This window comes from Chroococcidiopsis sp. CCNUC1, assembly GCF_023546805.1.
Taxonomy (GTDB): domain Bacteria; phylum Cyanobacteriota; class Cyanobacteriia; order Cyanobacteriales; family Chroococcidiopsidaceae; genus Chroococcidiopsis; species Chroococcidiopsis thermalis.
Map to the genome: position 1 here is coordinate 3647349 of NZ_CP097480.1, position 19077 is coordinate 3666425.

The following is a 19077-nucleotide window of genomic DNA, read 5'->3' on the forward strand; positions in this document are numbered from 1 at the left end:
AAATTTCTTCACAACTATGTCATATACACCTAATTCACACATTCTATCCAACCAGAACGCAGGCGAACAGGGCTATATCAACAACGGTAAAACGCCACCTTCTCAGCCAACGGTAGCAACACAGAGCGATCGAGACTGGTCTTACGACACCCAAGAGCTGCTCGATACTTTGCCACGGGTTTGGACGCGGGGCTTGCTGTATCTGTTAGTGTTTTTTGCAGGCATCATCTTACCCTGGTCAATGCTTGCCAAGGTCGATGAGACAGGTAGCGCCAGAGGGCGGCTTGAACCCAAGGGCAAAACCGTAAGGCTTGATGCACCTGTTACTGGAGCAGTTGCTGAGATTGAGGTAAAGGAAGGTCAATTTGTCAAGGCTGGTCAAACATTATTGGCATTGGAATCAGAGGAAATGCTTGCCCAACTCCAACAAGCTAGAGCAAAGTTAGAAGGTCAGCTAGATCGCCTCCCACAAGTGGAACTGATAAAAAACCAACTGAAGATGACTGCCCTGACGCAGCGACAGCAGAGCAAAGCCCAAGCAGCAGGGCAACAGGCACAAATTCACCAAAGTCAGCAACAGATAGACTTTCATAAAACAGAGATTGATTCGGCAAAGCAGCTGTTAGCAAAGGATCGAAGCACGGTGCAACGCTTCCGACAGCTGCGGCAGAGCGGTGTAATTTCGGGGCTACAGCTAGACGAAGCAGAACGCACGATGATTGACAACCAACAGCGTCTTATAAAAGCTAAGTCAGACATCCAACAAGCTCAAAACGAACTCAAAAAACAGCAAAGTACTTATGAAAGCACTCTTCGCGAAGGTGAACTGGCAGTCATGGAGAGTGAGAGAAGTATCAAAGAAGTCCAAGCCCAAATCACAGACCTGCAAGCGGAAATCGCCCAATCCAGACAACAGATTGAGTCTCTGTTATTTCAGTTGCAGCAACGCGTGCTACGCGCACCAATTGACGGCACAATTTTTCAGTTGCCCATCCAACGTGCTGGAGCCGTAGTACAACCTGGTGACACAATCGCTCAGATTGCGCCACAAGGGACTTCTCTTGTAGTTAGGGCACAAATGGCTAGTCCAGAAAGCGGTTTTCTACGTTTGGGGTTGCCGGTCAAGATCAAATTTGATGCCTATCCCTTCCAAGACTATGGAGTGGTGGAAGGTCGCGTGAGTTGGATTTCACCAGACTCCAAGACTCAGGAAACAAACCAGGGTAGGATAGAAAGCTTTGAGCTGGAAATCGCGCCGCAACAGCCCTACATCCAAACTGCCGGCAAGCGTATTGCCATAAAACCAGGTCAGACAGCGACAGCAGAGGTGGTTATCCGGCAGCGTCGCGTCATTGACTTCATTTTAGATCCGTTTAAGAGGTTGCAAGCAGGCGGCTTGGAACTCTAGATCGGCAAATGATGAAAACCTCTCGCCTCTCGCCATCCCTTCACCCATTTTCAAGTGAGTTTTATCATGTTAGAAGCGATCGCTGTTTCCCGTGACGATATTATCGAGCAGATCAAACTTTTGTGCCAAATTCCCTCCATTATTGAAGCTATAGTGTCTCGCCAAATTATTGCTAATGCTGCAAAAGAAGCAGGCATTACAGTGGAACTGGCAGAACTGCAGCAGGGAGCAGATAATTTTCGGTTAAGCAACAATCTCATACGCGCTGACGATACCTGGTCGTGGCTGCACAAGCAGAGTTTGTCCCTAAATGAGTTTGAGCAATTGATTTACACTACTATCATCTCAGAGAAATTAGCTCGACATCTGTTTGCAGATAAAGTCGAATCGGTTTTTTTTGAGCAACAGTTAAATTATGGCGGAGTGGTGATGTATGAAGTTGTCTTGGACGATCGCGACTTGGCTCTGGAATTATTTTATGCTCTTCAAGAAGGCGAGATCGGTTTCTGTGAGGTAGCTCGTCAGTATATCCAGGATAAAGAGCTACGCCGTGCTGGGGATATCGGGGGATGCTACGCCGCAGCGAACTCAAACCAGAAATTTCTGCTGCGGTTTTTGCAGCTACTCCGCCCCAGATGCTCAAACCAATTGTTACTTCTAAGGGAACGCATCTAATCTTGGTTGAGGAGATCGTGCAACCACAATTGGATGATACGCTGCGCTTAAAAATCCTTGCAGATTTATTTACTACATGGCTAAAGCAACAAATCGAGCAAGTTGAAATTGTTAAGTATCTTGACCCAGAAAACCTAGCCGCTAATTTCGAGTCCCAAGTTTCCAATGGTTTAATTAGCGATCGGCTATAAACCAAATATCACAAGCTCTTGCATTAATACTAAGCTGAGGCAAAGCTTTAGTCTCTTGTTTCTACCCTGAGAAAGCTTGGCTGGTTCTGCTGCCTCACTGAGTTATAAATAGAAGATCGAGATTGAAAACGTGGATCGCAGTCGTTTTTCTCCTGAATTATTGCCCGCTAGTGCAGTTGATAGACATGGTGAGCATTGTGGAACCACTCATACAGCAGATTAAGGATCTCTTGCTGATGTTTTATGCCAGGGTAATTGATATTCTGGTGCTCGATCGCTTCCTCAAGGAAACTTTGAGTAGCGTGCAAGCATAAATGGGTAGCATCGCGCACGCATGTGAAGTTGGGATCGGGATTGACTTTAGTACGAGAGCTTGTGGTAAAGGAATTCAAATAATTGAATTGAAGATCTAGCCAGCTTGCTGGTACAATCTTTAAAGCTATTTGTCGAGCTGGATTAGTGAGAAAATTCAATCCAACAATTGCTCCACGCTTAAAGGTAGTATCTGCTTCTTGGGGTCCCCACAAGTATGCTTCTGAATCAGTAGGAAACTCAGGTTCAGCATCATGCTCTTGCTGTTGAGCAATGAAAGCCTCAAGTTCATCTTTTAAAATTAATAAATCTGGATGATTAGGAACTTTCTGTAATTGCTTTTTCACGTCAACTAATAAAGACTGAGCCTGGTACAACGAAGCAGAAATATACTCAGAAACAACATATTCGCCTGCTCCTTCAAGCAGGTATGTGAGCGTAACAGCAGTTTCAACTAAATGTTCGAGTAAGAACTGACTTCCTATTTCGTCTTGGTGGATTTTGAGTAAAATGTAAGAATAGTAAATGCGGTGCATTTTGGAAAATAAACCTAAAATAGCCAAGTTAAAAAGCTTTTTTGTAAAGTCTTTAGTGGTTCCTAGAATTAATTCAATCTGTTCGAGCTGTTGGCATAAAACTTGAGCAGCCTTGAGAAAAGCGTTACCAAAGGATTGCTTAGAAAGTTCGATTAAATTGATGTTTGGTAAGCATGGTTGAGGTTGAATTAACCAAACTTTTGTATTCATTATTACTCTCTACCGATCGGAAAGTTAGCTGCCAATATTTAAATTAGGTAAAAAGCCGAGAACCCTAGATTTAGGAGACATATGGTAAAGTTATGTAGTGCTTTCTAAAAATCCTCGATTTACCGTTATTGCTAAATCTACTCTAAATGCCCGTATTCGTTATTAGTACAGAGTGTTTGAAGCTAGAAAAAGCCCCCTAAGTGGTAGGCTAATATCTGAGCAAGAGAAGCTAGTTTATGAAGAGAAACTTTTGATTTTTGGAACTAAACTCAACCTAGAAAAATTATTTGATGACTATGTAACGCCAGTCTAATGGAGTGTAAATGTCCTCAGATTTAGGATTAAGGTAAGGACGCTGCAAATCAATTTCTTGCAATGAAAAGTGTTTGCTGATAGATGCCATCCGACCTTCGGTCGAACTGTCCTGTTGTTGCCAAGCTTCGAGTAAGCCATTGGCAACGATTTTACAACGGTTCAGACCAAAGCTTTCTTGGGCAGAAAATTTGCGGTTTGGTTCTTCTGCAAGAGCGAGTCCGGGTGCTAAAAGCTTGGTAAACAATGGCACTTCTGATTGAAAATGCGATTGGTGTTCTACATAAACAGCCTGCAATAGTGGTTGTACATCTTCATAGTTACTTTTATCAAAGTAGAGTACTCCTGAATCATAGCGCTTGTAGTCTGGGGGATTGTATAGCACCTTGAAGCTGAAAGGAATATTAATGTCATTCAGCTGCCGCGTGAGGTTGCCCATAACTACAACCGCACCTTCGGAACTGAGATTGAAGTAGATGCGTACTATATTGCCGAGTCTGGTCGGACCTGCATCGCCTACCGCCATGTAGAATCCATTTTGCACTAGGTTGCGCGGCATTAGGATTGCCACTGAGTCTCCAACGGTTGCAGATTGCTCCACTGGTTGTAAATGGCGATCGCGTTCGATATGCAGGGTCAAGTCGGTCTTTTTCACTGCTAGGCTGCCATCACTCTCCTCTCTTAGCACTTGCCAACCAGGGTCAAAGTAGCCTTTACCGCTGTTGCTAGAGTGCAATCGCTGATAAAATTCCAAGTCCACTCCCAGAAACGTATTATTCTCTAGATTCTGGTGCAGTTCTAAACCAACTGAATCTGCGTCTAGAGCCAAGGCAGATTTGAGAGAACCGTTGTAATAGATGCTGTAGAGAAAACCGCACAGCTGCTGGCTTAAGTACTTAGTCTGAAGCTCTAAGGGTAGTTGTTGAAAACGCGGTAATCTATCAGCCGGAAGTTGCCAAGCTTGGTAATCTAGATGACGAATACAGAATGTAGACTCAATTTGAATTTTGCGGACAATGTCATGAAGAGCAGCCAGTAGTTTATCGGTCTCAAAGTCCGATAGTTGATTTTGCGCCGAATCCAGCAATTGCATAACAGTCTGCCTACAACTAAAATACTCAAACGGAAGAATAGCTAAAGCGAAGAAATTCCGACGCTGGTAAGCCAAAAACAGTCAGCATTGATTGTTCTGGACGACACAGCAAAGACTTGGCAACCTGGAGTATGCAAATACCTGGATTGCCAAAGAATTTTTGGTGCTGGAGTCTTGCCTGAATGGCATTAATCAAGCACATACCAGCAAATTGCACGACGCGCTGCAAAAAATCAGGACGACGCTCTAAAATTTCTGGAAAGTGACTCAAATAAGCGCTAGTCAGAGCAGCAATCGAATGTTGCAGTTCCTCAAGGGGAGTCATGGCAAGGCGTAAAGACTCTTCGATCGCGATCGCTTTACTAGTAACTAAGCTAGATAGCCAGATTAGTAGATAGCTAGAGATGAGCATTCCTAAGTCGAAAGCAGGATCTCCCCAAGTGGAGCGCTCCCAATCAATTAAACGAATAATGCCATCCTCTCTAACCGCTCGGACTTCAAGGGAATCAAGGGGAGAGCATGTCGAGATAGCTTGCTCCCAACTGTTGGATAGTAGGATATTGTTTAGCTTGAGATCGTTGTGTATTAGACAACAAGGCTCTAAAGCAGCGCTAAGCTCTTTAATCGCCTGCCCTAAGCTATCGTAGCGCTGATAGAGTGCAAAGAATCTCAACCCATCTGCGGGAACTAGACCAAAAACTTCAGGACCGATCCGGTCTAAGACACGAATGAGATGAGGAGCCTGGTTAATGGATTCATCCTCTGACTTTTGAGAGAAGAATTCTTGATAGTCTTGACGGTCTAGAGTCACGCGATGAATGTTAGCCAGAAGGGTTCCGATTGAAGTTGCGATCGTAGTTGGGAATATATTCACTTTAGTATAAAAATCTATGAGATCTCGATAGTCTGTGAGGTAATTAAAAACAATGATTGAATGTCTCTCATCAAAATGGAGTATCTCTGGAAGCCAAGTGCGCAGATAGCTATGTTCTGGGAATCGTTGTAAAAACTCTTGAACTCGCCATTCTCTTAGAAACTCTCTAGCAGTTTTCCCTTCTCTGTCGTGCAGTTCTTGCTTGACTAAAAGTTGGCGACCCCTTGGCAGAGTGAGTAACAAATTAAAATTTTTGGCAGTTTTTCTCTCAATCTTACTCGAAGATCGATCTTCTTGAGTACAGAGTCCCTGCCTAATCAAATAGTCAAAAACATTTTGAGAGCTTAATAAAAATGTCATAATTCATTGTTTCCTTGAATATTACTTAGAATATTATTCAATGGAGTGCCGCTATTTTGGTTGGTAGAAGAAAAACTCTGCACTAGGGACACGATTTGACTAATAGCATATACAATCAGCACAGCCGAAAGTAACTGATTTAATTCATTAGCTGAACCACTTCGTATAGCCAAGTCTGCATCGGTTAGCTCAGTGAAGAAACTTTCAGATTCAGCAGGTTGCAGATCGGAAATTTTAATCCTAGCCATTAGTGTTTTTTCCAAAACTCTCAATTACAATTTTTCGGGATGAACACCAGAAAATCAAATTTTTTCAACTGCTTTTTCAGACCTAATTCCTATAATTATGTCCGGCAAGTCTTCAAGTTACCGCTTCTGAACTCCAACGCGATGCTTAAGAGTAGCGACAAAAAAACTGTTATCGGTTAGCCATCCCACGGGAATGCAGAATAGTGATTTCAGCGTGAAGGATTAATGAACCGATAACAGGAATTTAGTCGGTGACTAGCTAGTAACTATTGGAACTCAACTCATGAATCCATTCTATTTACCGCCGCCGTTACCGCCGCCAACGTTACTTGCTAGGTTTCCTACCAGCTCTGCGATAAACGATAGATGGTGGATGACAGCGATGTCTACAATTGCATGATAAGCATATTGCGAATCGTTATAACCTTTCTCTGAACCACCCAGCACAGACATAGAATCTGTATCGGTTAGGTCATTCAGAAAGCTTTCGGAATCTTGGAATAGATCGAAGCCAGCAGGACGCAGTTCAGAGATTGTGATGTTAGCCATTTGTTATATTCCTCTCATTTTTCTAGAGTGATGTGATTCAGCTTTTGCTTGCCTAGTCGTTACATTCATCTAACCCTTAATGCGATGCTTAAAGTAGCAACAAAAAACTGTTATCGGTCAGCCATCCCATAGGGATGCAGAATAGTGATTTCAGCGTGAAGAATGAATGAACCGATAACAGGAACTTAGTCGGTGACTAGCTAGTAACTATTGGGACTCAACTCATGAATCCATTCTATTTACCGCCGCCGTTGCCACCACCGCCGCCAACGTTACTTGCTAGGCTTCCTACTAGCTCTGCGATAAACGATAGATGGTGGATGACAGCGATGTCTACAATTGCATGATAAGCGTATTGCGAATCGTTAAAACCGTTCTCTGAACCGCCCAGCACAGACATAGAATCTGTATCGGTTAGATCGTTGAGAAAGCTTTCGGAGTCCTGGAATAGATCGAAGCCAGCAGGACGCAGTTCAGAGATTGTGATGTTAGCCATTTGTTGTGTTCCTCACCATTTTCTAGAGTAGTGCGATTCAGCTTTTGCTTGCCTAATCGTTACTTTCAATAATCGAGCAATAACTTTAGAAAATCAAGGGTTGTTAACGGGTTTCTGCGACTTAAAAAGAGTCTTTCTGTCAGTCTATTTTTGGCGGTTTACATTCAAAATTACGTGTTTTTTTAATTGCTCTGTTAGACATAAATCAGGTAATTGCGTCTACCAATTTTCTGAATGAGGCTCTTAGAACAACTCAAGAAATAACTTGGTAGATGACATCTTCCCTACCTAAACGCTTTCATACTCCAAGAATATCAATCTGCATAGACTAAATCAACCATAGGTGGTACTAATACCTACTAATCAGTTCCATTGAGTAGATATTAGAAATCCCGTTGAAATAGAAGTGCTACAGTATTAATGTCAGTATGAGTATCCCAACTGTAAGTGCAATAGTACTTATTTTTATATTTAAGTGTTAATTTAATATGTATAATTCAATATTGATTCTATCTTTCTATGATAAAAATAATGGTTAATTCAAGAGTTTATAAACTCTTGAATTAACCATTATTCATCCTGTTCACCAAATGTCTTAGTTGAGCGCTAGCTTAGCTGTATGTGTTAGGCGTGAGTCACTAACCCTAAGAGTATGCACCGTAAGTTCCATAAACCCTAGAACGTCTGGAACCGTTATCGGAGGTTGGAGTTGTGTTTGTAGAAGAACTCGAGCCTGTATTTGTAGAAAATTGCTGACCCCAACTATCAAACAACTGCTCCATTTGAGCATCGAAATCTGTAACAAGATCTTCGATGTTTGCTAGTACTGAAGCAGCAACTGAACCACCTACTACAGCTTCTATTTCTCCAGCCGTTAAGTCGTTAAGAAAGCTGTTGGAGTTTCGGGATAGTTGAGAATCCTCAAAACTCAGTTCCAATATTGTGATTCTAGCCATTTGTTTTTCCTCAAGAAAGTACTTCGAAGTAAATTTGAGTGAGATTCAGCCAGAGATTGCTTAATCTTGCTTTCATAGTGAAGGATTAAATTGATTAAATCAAGGTTTTAAGACAAATTTTCTAGACGTAACGAAAATAGTTATGTCTCTGAAGTTTGCGAATACTTTAATTTAGATAGCTATATATAGCAATCCTATTTGATTCATGAACGTGGAGCAGGCTTCTAGCCTGCCGCAGGCTAGAAGCCTACTTTACAAATTATTTAGAACTACTATATATTTTTTAACTAATTTTTGTTGAATCTGCACGAGCGTACCCTGAATTTAACTTTAGAGTTTTGTCAGTAGCTTAGTTAAGACACTCTTGCTCAAGCAACCTTATAAACATAGTAGTTTCATCAGCTACTTCTTTAGATATAAGTCAGGCAGATATGTCTCTAAAGTTTGTCAATAGTGTCTATTGCAGTCTTATAGCAATTCTCGGTTGTGTGGATGACATTTGTAGGGGCGCTTTCTCTGTGCGCCCCTACCAGACGTGCATTGCATCCAATTGAAAACCGCTGCTAGGAAAGCTATCTTGCAATAAAGAATGGATAGCATGTAACCGCACCATAGAATCTTGCTGAAACCTTGCTGAAACGGCTGAGTTAGGGTTTTAGTAGCAATGGAAAGATGCTTGTACGCACTTGCCCAAAACGTAGACGAAGGAAGCATTTAAGCGTTGGCTCAACACCTGCCTTGCTTGATTCTTTTTAGGTAAAGTCGAACAAGCACGTACATTTTTGTTCGCCTACTACTCAAGCCTTAGATTCAGCTATCTGCAAAGCCGGTTAAAGTGCAAAGTAGTCAATATACTAAGCTCCATTGTTACCCTAAACACTGAGGTCGGCTTTAGCATCGCCATCATCGTCGGCAGGAACGGGAGCGTCATTAGTATCGCCATATCTGTTGTATGTCGCATCCCAGCTACCATAACCGTTGTCAGAGTAGTTGAGATACCAAGCTCCATCGAGAAGCGTTGCAGGCTTTTGAGTGGTTCGGCTCTGGGAGACCAGTCAAGGTATTGCAGGCAAGCAAGTGCAGCTCATAGATGCAGTCATAGTGCCGGGATTGTCCAAAATGTTTTTCTCAAGGTAGAAAAAGCTTTCAAGCCCATAAAATACTTATCGATAGTACTTGAAAGCTGATAAGACTACTACTGTGACAAATCGTGTGGAAATTCTCGCTTCAGAAATTTAAGCAGAGTCTGGGACTGCCGTTTCAAAACCTATTGCCCCACTCAGAGATTCAAAAAGTCCTCGATGACTTAAAGATTAAATACCGTCGGCGATTGTTTGACCCAGTTGTGACTTTTAATCGCTCGTTTCTGAAAATTCACTTATTAAGGTGGAGACACAGCCGTGCAAACAGTTCTGCTGCCTTTCATCTCTTGCACCCGCTCTAGCTCGATGATTAACTTTGTAACGTCAAGGTGAAATTGCATCACCTAATCCCTGTGTGAGTTGAATTTTTAAATTCAACAGCGCGCGTCGCGATCGAAACACCAATAGCCTAACACGTTTCAGTGTCCGTACTCGCGATCGACAACAGGCTATCGACATTACAGTGCAACTAAAAGCGCAGAATATATACTTGCACCGAGGGCAAAAGCCCAGAAGCGACTTTGGCGTTCTTCTGGGAGTTCTTCTTTCAAAACATTAAGTACAATTCCTCCGGCGAGAAAAGCAAAGAGTAACGCGATCGCCGCCTCAGACAGTTGAGTTCCCAGCCCGATCGCCCAACCACAAATAATTGCTGCTGCCAGTATCCAGCGACCAGTTTTTTCATAGGTACGCTGGTGATGTTCGCGTAATCCATTGTCATTGACTATGAAATGCAAAGCCATTGCCATAAAGAAAAACCATAAACTTTGAACTCTTGGTTCCTCTCGATGCAAGAGCAGATAGCCAATTAAGGCATTGTAGAGAGCAAACGAGGCAATATGCACCCAGAAAACACCCGATGAAGCAACATCTCCCCTACCTGCTTTGCGGTTGCGCTGGCGCGATACTTTAGCAACCCGTTCTAAGCCATAAAACACGGCTAATCCTAATAGTGCTAAAAGATATACGTGATGTTCTAGAAATAATAGTGCCTTGCCTACCGTACCTTTAACTGTCTCCTGTGCTTGACTCAATTCGGGCAAGATATGGACGAAGACATAGGCAACTGAAACACCGCCACTTACAGACAGCCAAATACTACGAGGAGTTCTTTCGAGAAAGCGGAGTTTACTGGAAAACAGATGCACTAGAGCCAAAATCAGGGCAAATAGTGCCGATAACCAAACAAGATTAAAATTAGATGTTGATGGCTCGGCAACTGCAAACAAAATTCTAAACATGTGTTGTTAAAGTCATTTTCCTCAGATCTGAGAGCGCAAATCACCTGCATTGCAAGTCATTTCTTTCTTCAGGCTGAGCTGGTTGGCAGAATATTGCTTCTGCCAATGAGAGGATTTTGCGGCGATCGCCACTTGCGATCTAAAGCACTTTCATCACTGTATGATATCGCCGTTCAATATCTTTTCGATTCAACTCCCGGGAAACGGCTTCGCAACTGTCGTGCAAAATCATGTCGGCGTGGCGGCGTAGTGCCGCACGGTCTTTTTCATTTTGGGTGTAACGCGCAATAGTGGCGTAGTGACAGCAGCAGTGGGCGCGCCATACTTTCTGTATCTGTTGGTGTGTCGCCGTCAGTAATCGTTAACAAGTGCCAGTGGGGGTGAGTAGAATGATAATGTTCCCAGAGGACATGCTCTTACGGTTTGACGATCGTTGCCGACCAGACGCGGTCGAAAGAAACTCCAGCTTGGTGCTGAGCTTCCCGAATGGACTGGGTATCAGGTGCGTTCAATTCGCAAATAACGCGGGTGCGATCGAGCGACAGGTAAGATCGCACCCACTCAATTCCTCGGTGGGCGTAACAGCTTAAGGTTCTACTGCTGATTTTGTTCCACTCCTCCTGCTCGAACGGGGGATAGGTGCTTTCAATCACCTTGAGCATTGATGGATTGCGCCGTGGTTGAATGTCCTGTGGCTGAATCAATTCCCCAGCCCAGATCCGACTAAATATGCCGCCACCTTTGCGATAGGATTCTCGGACAGATTCTATATCGGGGGCATCAAAAGTACAGATTGCTCGCAGGCGATCGCGCGATAGCAGTGAATAACGCCACGTCACATTGCGTTCTGCCAAGCAAGCCAAGACTCGAAGATTGGTATCAGTCGGTGATTCTGGGGTGAGAGGGGAATCTGCAAGGGTTTCCACGATCGCAAGCGACATAACAACTTTGATGAGATGATTTAAATTGAGGCAGCAGGTCGTAACAATTCGATCGCCTGAAGAATTTCTTCATCCGATATAAGTTTTTCCCGATCCTTTCGTTCAATTAATATGTAGAGAACTTTCCGCATATTTCATCTAGGCTCGAACTGACTAACAATATACGGCTACATCTTCACCGCATTTATCTGCCAAATAGGACAAGCACTTGAAGCGTAGACCAATTATTTGTTCGTAGAAAGGGTTCAATTTGCATAGAGGCGGAATTCGGAAAATAGTGCGATCGCAAAGTTTGATTTCTCGCTCAAAGGGACAACGAGCAGGGATCGTCATGCACAGCAATCGAGCTAGATTGGAGTTATGAATTTCAATAGAGTCAAGCCATTGGCATGGCGATCGCAATAGATTACATTTGAAATGAGTTAAGCTGATAGTAAAGCCAGACATTTGTTGTGACCTCTGGTTATTTTCAAGTCGAAGTAATTATTATAGTTTTTAGCAACCCTTCTACTTACTAAGTTAATTTATAATTTTATATTTGTCGTTACAGAAATTCTCTGGAATTTCATAAATAAATCTCAGAAAAATACAGGTTGACTAACTAAAACTTTGAGAAGCGATCGCGCTTAATTTAAAGAAACTCTAAGCTCGGTAGTAATATCTGCTGCTAAAATCTCTGGTAATCTCAGGTAATAAACTAGAGGAGTCGTAGGGGCGCACAACCGTACGTCCCTACAAAAATCGAACATTAATTCTGAATTCTCCAATCTTCTGTCTCCTATTTCCTGTTTCCTTTTTGAAAAAGCCTCGTAGCGTGATAGCAAACTTTTTCTCGCAAGCGGTAAACATCTTTAGCGGTCAAATTTAACTGAGAAGCGATCGCTTGCTGCGATTGTCCTTGGAGGTATAAATTTAACCATTGAACAGCTGAATGTCCCAACTTTTGTTCTAGATATTGAGATAGCTGCTGTTTAACTTCATCCCGCTCGCTCTGTTGCGCTGCGGCTTCTTCTTGTTCCTTGTATTGCCCGATCGCTTGTACATCTAGCAAGTTGAAGCTGCGATCGCTATCTTCAGTAGGAATTTGAGCAAAAACAATCCGAATCTCACTGTTGTTCGGTACTTGCGTCACTCCTCCTGGTGCATAGCGACGCATATAGTTGATGAAGCGATAGACAATCAGCGGTTGATTGCGAACTGGTCGCAAACAGTATTCTTCGATCGCAGTAAATAGTAAGGCGTTTCGCAAGCGAAGGTCATCAGTACATTCAGCGATCGCTGTTATTTGCTGTTGTAGGTAACAATCGCGTTGCAGTAAATCTTGCAAAAACTCTTGCAATACTTCGCTAATTTGACAACGACGATCGCGACCCAGAGCCACCATCATGCGGATTTTATTTTGCAGCACGACTAAGCTACCCAAGCGGGTCAAGAGGCGGCGATAGCCCTGTTCTGGTGCTTGTCCTAAGTAACGATTCTGCAAAATCCGGTAGCGGTAAGCTATCCCTTGCTGTACGAGTTTAAACTGCTCTGAGTCTAAATGTTCCAAACGGTTTCCCAGTAGCCAGCAGACAATACTCTCTTTGGTAGCCACACTGCTATTAGGATAGTCAAATGCCAACTGCCATTGCCAAATCTGAGCTAGATCTTTGAGCGCGATCCCTTGGCTGGGATCGAATTTTGGTTCTAAAGGTAATGTGACAACTTGCATTTGTGACTCCTGGCGTTGCTGAAAGGGTAATGATGATTTCGCTAGAATAAAGAATACGCCTCAACTCCAGCTCCAATTGCTACGGTCAAGAACGGGCAGCGTCAAGGCAGGCAGTGTTACAAATGCAAGCTGCGCGATCGCCAGCTCTCAAATGAGAGTTATATTTATTGCTAGAACTCTTGCAGATGATCTACTGCAAACTTACCTTTTTAGAGGCTGTTGCTGCATACCTTTCGTTCATTAATGTAATTTGATAGATTGTATTTGTCATTACAGGAAATCTCTGGACTTGCTTGAGTCCTAATCTTAGGACAACAGAGATATCGACCGATACTTACGGATCGGCGATTATAGTTGAAAAGCTGCAAGTGGTTGCTGTTTTGAGGAACTTGAAATTCTCAAGGAAACCTTGAGGAGCTAAAATCTCTGGTAATCTCAGGTTGACTTTTGTTTGTCCCTAAAAGCGATCGTTAATCTCGGCGATCGCGCCTACCAAGCAATCCTCTGCTGCATCAATTCGTAGTGCTAATAGCACCCAAATTATCGTTCCGTCTTGTTTGCGGATCTGGATTTGGCACTGGCAGACTTTTCCCGCCGCCTGTTTTGCTGCCAAGATCTGCTGTTGGGCAGTCGGATCGCTCAAAAAGTCAGTTATGGATTTTTGCGCGATCGCATCTGTGCCAATAGCTGTGGCACAAGTATAACCGAGTATTTGCCCAAACTGCTGATTAGCATCCAGCAGCGAACCATCGAAAAGGCGTAGAGAGAAAATCCCTACGGGCGCAGACTCGAACAAATGGCGAAACTTCGCTTCGCTGCCAAGCAATGCTGCTTCTGCCTGTTTGCGAGCAGTGATATCGCGCACGATCGCACAGTTATACTCTTGACCGTTAAACTCTAAATAATTAGCAGTTATTTCCACGCTGATGTCCCGACCATCTTTAGTCCGTGAGGTCGATTCAAAGGTGAAGGAGCCTTTCTGCCGAATTTCCTGCCAATGTGACTGCCAGATTGTGGTTGGGAAATTGGGATTGACATCGCAAACAGCCATATCTAGCAGTTGGATGCGGGAGTATCCCAGGATGCGACAGGCTGCTTCATTGACATAGACAAACCGTGCATCTGCATTAATGATACAGATTGCATCTCTAGATTTGTCTAAATAAAACTGACTCAGCCATAGTGCTGATTCTGCCTTTTGGCGATCGCAAATTTCTTGTTGCAGGCGAGCATTTTGCTCTGTCAGCTGCTGTTGCAACCGCCGCAGCGTCAGATTATTCTCTACGCGGGCAAAAACTTCTTCTTCACTGAAGGGTTTCGTGATGTAATCAACTCCCCCGACTGCAAAAGCTTTAACTTTATCGATGACCTCATCTAGGGCGCTGATAAAAATTACCGGAATATCGCGGGTTGTTGGCGAAGCTTTCAGGTGTTGGCAGACCTCATAGCCATTCATGTTTGGCATCATGATGTCAAGCAAAATTAGATCGGGCGGGGCAGCTTGCGCGGTCATCAAGGCTGTTTTTCCGTCGATCACTTTACGGACTTCATACCCCAGCTGAGATAGCATCGCAGATAGAAGTCGTAAGTTATCCGGCTTATCGTCAACTACTAAAATATTCGCTTTAGGCTCCTGAGCGCGATCGTCATTCATGCTGAATCTAGTTGCGTTAGATCGATAATCTTATCAATACGAAAGTTATTTACTAAATCGGCTAGAGCAGTTGCCATAGGAGCATAATCCTGTGGAATTTGTTCTAGAAGATCGAAAATCAGCTTCTCATCAGTCCGCAGTGCTGCTTGGTGTAGTTGCGCCACCCACTCAGAAGGCATGACTCTCAAGCTTTGGGCTGTCAGCGCATAGGGTTCTTTCTCTTCTAGCTGGCTGGGAATAGCTGCCTGCTGGGTGTCTTCATAGATATAACGCACCCCTAAATACTGCATCATTTTTTCCCAGATAACTTCTTCCCGCAAGGGCTTGCGGACAAAATCATTACACCCAGCAGATAAAACTACAGCGCGTTCTTCGTCAAAGGCACTTGCTGTTAGAGCAATGATAATCGTCGCATGACCTTTTAGATGGGCTTTAATCTGTCTAGTCGCTTCATAGCCATCCATCACTGGCATTCGCATATCCATCCAGATTAATTGTGGTTGCCAGCTTTCCCAAATTGCCACTCCTTCTTCACCATTTTCGGCTTCGCGCACCTCGAAGCCGACGGATTCCAGCATCTTGACTAGAAGTTGGCGGTTTTCCCATTTATCTTCAACTACCAAGATACGATACTTCGGTTGGTCGGGCGCGAGTCCAATGACTCGCCGATAGTGCTGTCGAGGCGGTACTTCCACCACTGCTGCGGGGCTAACTGGAATCTCGAAACTAAAAATCGTGCCATGACCCAAAGTCGTGCTAACCGCAATCTCTCCTCCCATTAAGCGCACGAACTGTTGGCTAATAGTTAAACCCAGACCAGTTCCTTCATGGGATTTTCGCCCTGCTTCCGTTTGGACAAAGGGTTTAAACAATCTCTCCAACTCTGATGCTACAATGCCAGGACCAGTATCTTCAACTTCAAAGTGTAGGATACAGGTAGGAGTAGGTGGCAGATGGGATGTCTCTTGCTTATCCTGCTTGGTTCTCACGCGCAAGATTGCTCCGCCTGCTTGAGTGAATTTAATTGCATTACCCAGCAGATTAATTAAGACTTGGCGCAATTTACTCTCGTCTGCGCGGACGCATTGGGGAACTTCAGGGGTGCGTTCAAAGATCAACTGTAAGCCCTTGGCTTCTGCTTTGAGCCGTAACATCTCTTCAAGTGAATCTAGTAATTCGTAGAGATCGAAGCTATTTTCATTGAGAATTGTGCGCCCCGCCTCAATTTTAGCCATTGACAGGACATCATTAATTAAGGTCAACAAATGCTCGCCGCTGCGATTAATCGTGTCTAAATTTTCTAGCTGTGCCGCACTGAGCGAGCGATCGCGGCTCATCAGTTGGGTGAAACCAAGAATGGCGTTGAGTGGAGTCCGCAGTTCGTGGCTCATGTTAGCCAAAAATTCGCTTTTGGCAAGGTTGGCAGCTTCAGCTTCTTGTGCTTTTTGTTCCAATTTATGGCTGTAATTCTCTAACTGCTCGCGAGAGATTTTTAACTGTCGCGTTAGCCAATACACTCCAATCGACAGACAACCTACCGATGCTAGTCCTACGAGTACGATTGTTCCTGCCAGTTGGCGAGCAGGGGCAAAAGCTTCTTCCTGCTGCATCTCCACTAACAAAGCCAGATCTTGCTCGTTCAGCCAGCGATAGACACCAATAACTGGCAGTTTGGCATAGTTGCGATAAAGTCCAGAGCCGCTGACACCACTCATCGCTGCATCAATGCCTTGACTGCTAATTCCTTCTGGAAATTCCCGTGCTTCAGTTTTCTCTGCTTTGGAGATAAAAGCGTTTTTTGATACCAAAGAGCCGACTAAGTATGTCTCGCCACTATTACCCAAGCCCGTGCGTTCTCGGACGATTCGATCGATGCGGTCTAAGTTGAGGTGAGCTAAAACAATGCCTTGGCGCACTCCTGCTGCATCGCGTAGAGGTGTTGCCAAGGTAACTGACGGTTTACCAGTGACGGGTGAAACGTAGAAAATCGGAGCGAAAGTATCTTTTAGCTCGACTCGTTCAAAATAGCTAACGTTAGCTAGAATTTCGTAGTTACCTTTGCGCTGCTTGTCAGTTGAGAGAACGATCTGATTGCTGCGATCGAGGATGAAAATTTCTCTTAAAGCTGGCTTGGTTTGGGTGACACTGATGAGATAATTGGAGAGAATTTTGTCAGCGGCAAGATAATTCGGATCGGTGGTTTTGCCACTTAGTAATATCTTGATATTCCTTTGTAGTTCTGGATGCTGAGTTACAAGGAGAAAATCTCGTTGCTGGTCTTCAAACCAACGCCCAATTTCTTCTTCTTTCAGGGTAGCAGCAACGCTGAGGCGATTGAAAGCAGCCTGCTTGAGAGCCTCTCTAGCACTGAAGAAAGCAACGCTTCCCACCACGCCAACAGCCACCAGGGATAGAACTAAGAAGGAACTGGCGACTTTAGCAGTCAGGTGTTGATTCCAAGACTTCATAGATTAAGTCACTCGATTTTGGATTGGTAATTGGTAATTGGTAATTGGTAATTGGTAATTGGTAGTTGGTAGTGGCTAGTGACTATTGGCTAGAATTGCTCCCTTGTCCCCCTTGTCCCCCTTGTCCCCCTTCGCCCCCTAATCCCCACTCCCTTCGGTCGTGGGGAAGAGCGAGTTCCCCCTTGTCCCCCTTGTCCCCCTTGTCCCCCTTGTTCCCCCCCTGCTCCCTGCTCCCTATTCACTGTTTATTCGCTGCCACCGATCGAAAATTTGCTTCATCCGCGCGATCGCTTCATCCGCTGCTTGCTCTGGAGATATGCGGTCTACAACTATGCGATTGAGAGCTTTGCCCCAAAGATTCTCCGCCACAACTAAGGTGTAAGCGGGATTTTGGACGTGATAGAATGGGCGAGTTTGACCCTGGATCAGTTGCTTCATGGCAGTCGAGATATGGGGGTCTGTTGGATCTGTCCAGAAAGGGTCTTGCCAAACTTGTCGATTGACTGGCAAAAAACGTCCTCCCGCAGCTTTGAAATATTCTCCAGCTACCTCTGGTCGAATTAAATAAGCGAGAAAGTCCTTGGCTAATTTCTGGTGCTGGGACTGGTTAAATACAACAGCCTGCCTCAGTGTAACCAACAGACGCATTGGCTTACCACTAGGTTTATTGGGAAACTCGATCGTACCCAGATGATAACGGTAGACATTTGGATCTTGACGCACAGCAGCAGCAATTGAAAGCGTCAAATTGGGTGTCGTCAGCGCAATGCGGTTGAGCAAGCTGCGATTGTTATCTGGATTTGACCAGTTAGTTGCATCTGGTGGTACGTAGCCCTGACGATAAAATTTGGCATACCACTCTAAGCATTTAACGATGCCTTGACGAACTTCAGGATCGTTTACGCGCAGTTGACCTTGGGAGTTGAGAATTTGGACATCGTAGGCTTCTAAAATCTGTTCAAAAAAGAAGTAGGTTTCCACCGCTCCCATCGAGAAAGGAAAGCCTAAACCGTAAATCTGTCGCTTTTGCTTTGCCCGCAGATCGCGCTGTGCTTGCAACCAAAAATCCCAAAAGCCATCCCAATCTTTAGGAATATCCCGTTCGTGCCGACCTACTTGTTCTAGCAAGTCCCGCCAGTAGAAGATGTGGATAGTTGCCTGATAAATTGGCACGGCATAGTAACTTCGCTTTTTAGCTGTATTGTTATAAAAATTAACAGCTTGTAGTGCCGAATTGGGATAAAGCTGCTTCACTGGTGCGATCGCCTCTGAGATATCTGCTAATTTGCCCTCCCAAGCCAGACGCGGATTTAGCTCCTCCCCAGCACGATGACTCATTAAAATATCGGGTGGCTTGCCTGCCCTAATTGCCCTTTGCGCCTTCTGTAGTAGCTCGTCGGTGGGATAGAAAGACAGCTTGACTTTGTTGCCAGTTTGTTGTTCCCAGTGGCTCGCAGCTCGTTGCAGTGCTTCGTCTTCTTCCAAAGTAAAGCCTTTATCCCACCAAATATTTAACGCTTTACTCTCAATAGAGGAACTGCTAGCTGGAGATACACTGACTTTAGAGTTTTGTTCTTGAGAGTTTTGAGTGCAAGCAACAACTGTAAGGCTGAGAAATAATGCCAGAAATTTGTAGCGACAGCTCAATCTCAAGCGATCGCGACGTTTAAGTCGTAAGTCAGAACTGGTCACTGGTAACT

The 19077-nt window shown here is 44.2% G+C and carries 16 protein-coding genes and 1 pseudogene; 2 read left to right on the top strand and 15 right to left on the bottom strand.

Annotated features, from left to right (window positions below):
- Positions 1-16: 16 nt before the first annotated feature.
- Entirely contained in the window at positions 17-1408 is a 1392-nt protein-coding gene (locus tag M5J74_RS16975; RefSeq protein ID WP_250012569.1) for an HlyD family secretion protein, read from the top strand.
- A 66-nt stretch (positions 1409-1474) separates the two neighbouring features.
- A pseudogene (locus tag M5J74_RS16980) lies at positions 1475-2274 on the top strand (peptidylprolyl isomerase).
- Between the two features lie 167 nt (positions 2275-2441).
- Here the strand turns inward: M5J74_RS16980 and M5J74_RS16990 are convergent.
- From M5J74_RS16990 to M5J74_RS17060, 15 genes are all read right to left on the bottom strand, one after another.
- Positions 2442-3332 (bottom strand): hypothetical protein, encoded by an 891-nt coding sequence (locus tag M5J74_RS16990; RefSeq protein WP_015155262.1) that lies wholly within the window; start codon positions 3330-3332, stop codon positions 2442-2444.
- Positions 3333-3615: 283 nt separating this feature from the next.
- Positions 3616-4737: a T3SS effector HopA1 family protein gene (locus M5J74_RS16995; RefSeq protein ID WP_015155263.1), complete on the bottom strand. Its 1122-nt coding sequence runs from the start codon at positions 4735-4737 to the stop codon at positions 3616-3618.
- A gap of 25 nt (positions 4738-4762) precedes the next feature.
- A complete protein-coding gene (locus tag M5J74_RS17000) occupies positions 4763-5971 on the bottom strand; it encodes a phosphotransferase family protein (protein WP_250012573.1) in 1209 nt (402 codons plus the stop codon).
- Entirely contained in the window at positions 5968-6219 is a 252-nt protein-coding gene (locus M5J74_RS17005; protein WP_015155265.1) for a hypothetical protein, read from the bottom strand. Before M5J74_RS17005 ends, M5J74_RS17000 begins: the two co-directional genes overlap by 4 nt.
- 294 nt (positions 6220-6513) lie before the next feature.
- Positions 6514-6768 (bottom strand): hypothetical protein, encoded by a 255-nt coding sequence (locus tag M5J74_RS17010; RefSeq protein ID WP_015155266.1) that lies wholly within the window; start codon positions 6766-6768, stop codon positions 6514-6516.
- A gap of 235 nt (positions 6769-7003) precedes the next feature.
- Positions 7004-7264: a hypothetical protein gene (locus M5J74_RS17015; protein WP_015155267.1), complete on the bottom strand. Its 261-nt coding sequence runs from the start codon at positions 7262-7264 to the stop codon at positions 7004-7006.
- A gap of 644 nt (positions 7265-7908) precedes the next feature.
- A complete protein-coding gene (locus M5J74_RS17020; protein WP_015155268.1) occupies positions 7909-8220 on the bottom strand; it encodes a hypothetical protein in 312 nt (103 codons plus the stop codon).
- Positions 8221-9820: 1600 nt separating this feature from the next.
- Positions 9821-10603, bottom strand: a complete 783-nt coding sequence (locus M5J74_RS17025) for a hypothetical protein (protein WP_015155269.1) — start codon at positions 10601-10603, stop codon at positions 9821-9823.
- Positions 10604-11019: 416 nt separating this feature from the next.
- Positions 11020-11544: a DUF4242 domain-containing protein gene (locus tag M5J74_RS17030; RefSeq protein WP_015155270.1), complete on the bottom strand. Its 525-nt coding sequence runs from the start codon at positions 11542-11544 to the stop codon at positions 11020-11022.
- Positions 11545-11697: 153 nt separating this feature from the next.
- A complete protein-coding gene (locus M5J74_RS17035) occupies positions 11698-11991 on the bottom strand; it encodes a Mo-dependent nitrogenase C-terminal domain-containing protein (RefSeq protein ID WP_015155271.1) in 294 nt (97 codons plus the stop codon).
- A gap of 331 nt (positions 11992-12322) precedes the next feature.
- Positions 12323-13255 carry a hypothetical protein gene (locus M5J74_RS17040; protein WP_015155272.1) on the bottom strand — a complete coding sequence of 311 codons (933 nt, stop codon included), beginning with the start codon at positions 13253-13255 and terminating at the stop codon, positions 12323-12325.
- A 457-nt stretch (positions 13256-13712) separates the two neighbouring features.
- On the bottom strand, positions 13713-14909 hold the full coding sequence (locus M5J74_RS17045) for a PAS domain S-box protein (RefSeq protein ID WP_250012574.1): 1197 nt from the start codon (positions 14907-14909) through the stop codon (positions 13713-13715).
- Positions 14906-17377, bottom strand: coding sequence for an ATP-binding protein (locus M5J74_RS17050; protein ID WP_250012575.1), 2472 nt, complete (start codon positions 17375-17377; stop codon positions 14906-14908). The genes M5J74_RS17045 and M5J74_RS17050 overlap by 4 nt, the downstream gene beginning before the upstream one ends.
- 89 nt (positions 17378-17466) lie before the next feature.
- Positions 17467-17619 (bottom strand): hypothetical protein, encoded by a 153-nt coding sequence (locus M5J74_RS17055; RefSeq protein WP_250012576.1) that lies wholly within the window; start codon positions 17617-17619, stop codon positions 17467-17469.
- Positions 17612-19069, bottom strand: coding sequence for an ABC transporter substrate-binding protein (locus M5J74_RS17060; protein WP_250012577.1), 1458 nt, complete (start codon positions 19067-19069; stop codon positions 17612-17614). The genes M5J74_RS17055 and M5J74_RS17060 overlap by 8 nt, the downstream gene beginning before the upstream one ends.
- Positions 19070-19077: the final 8 nt, after the last annotated feature.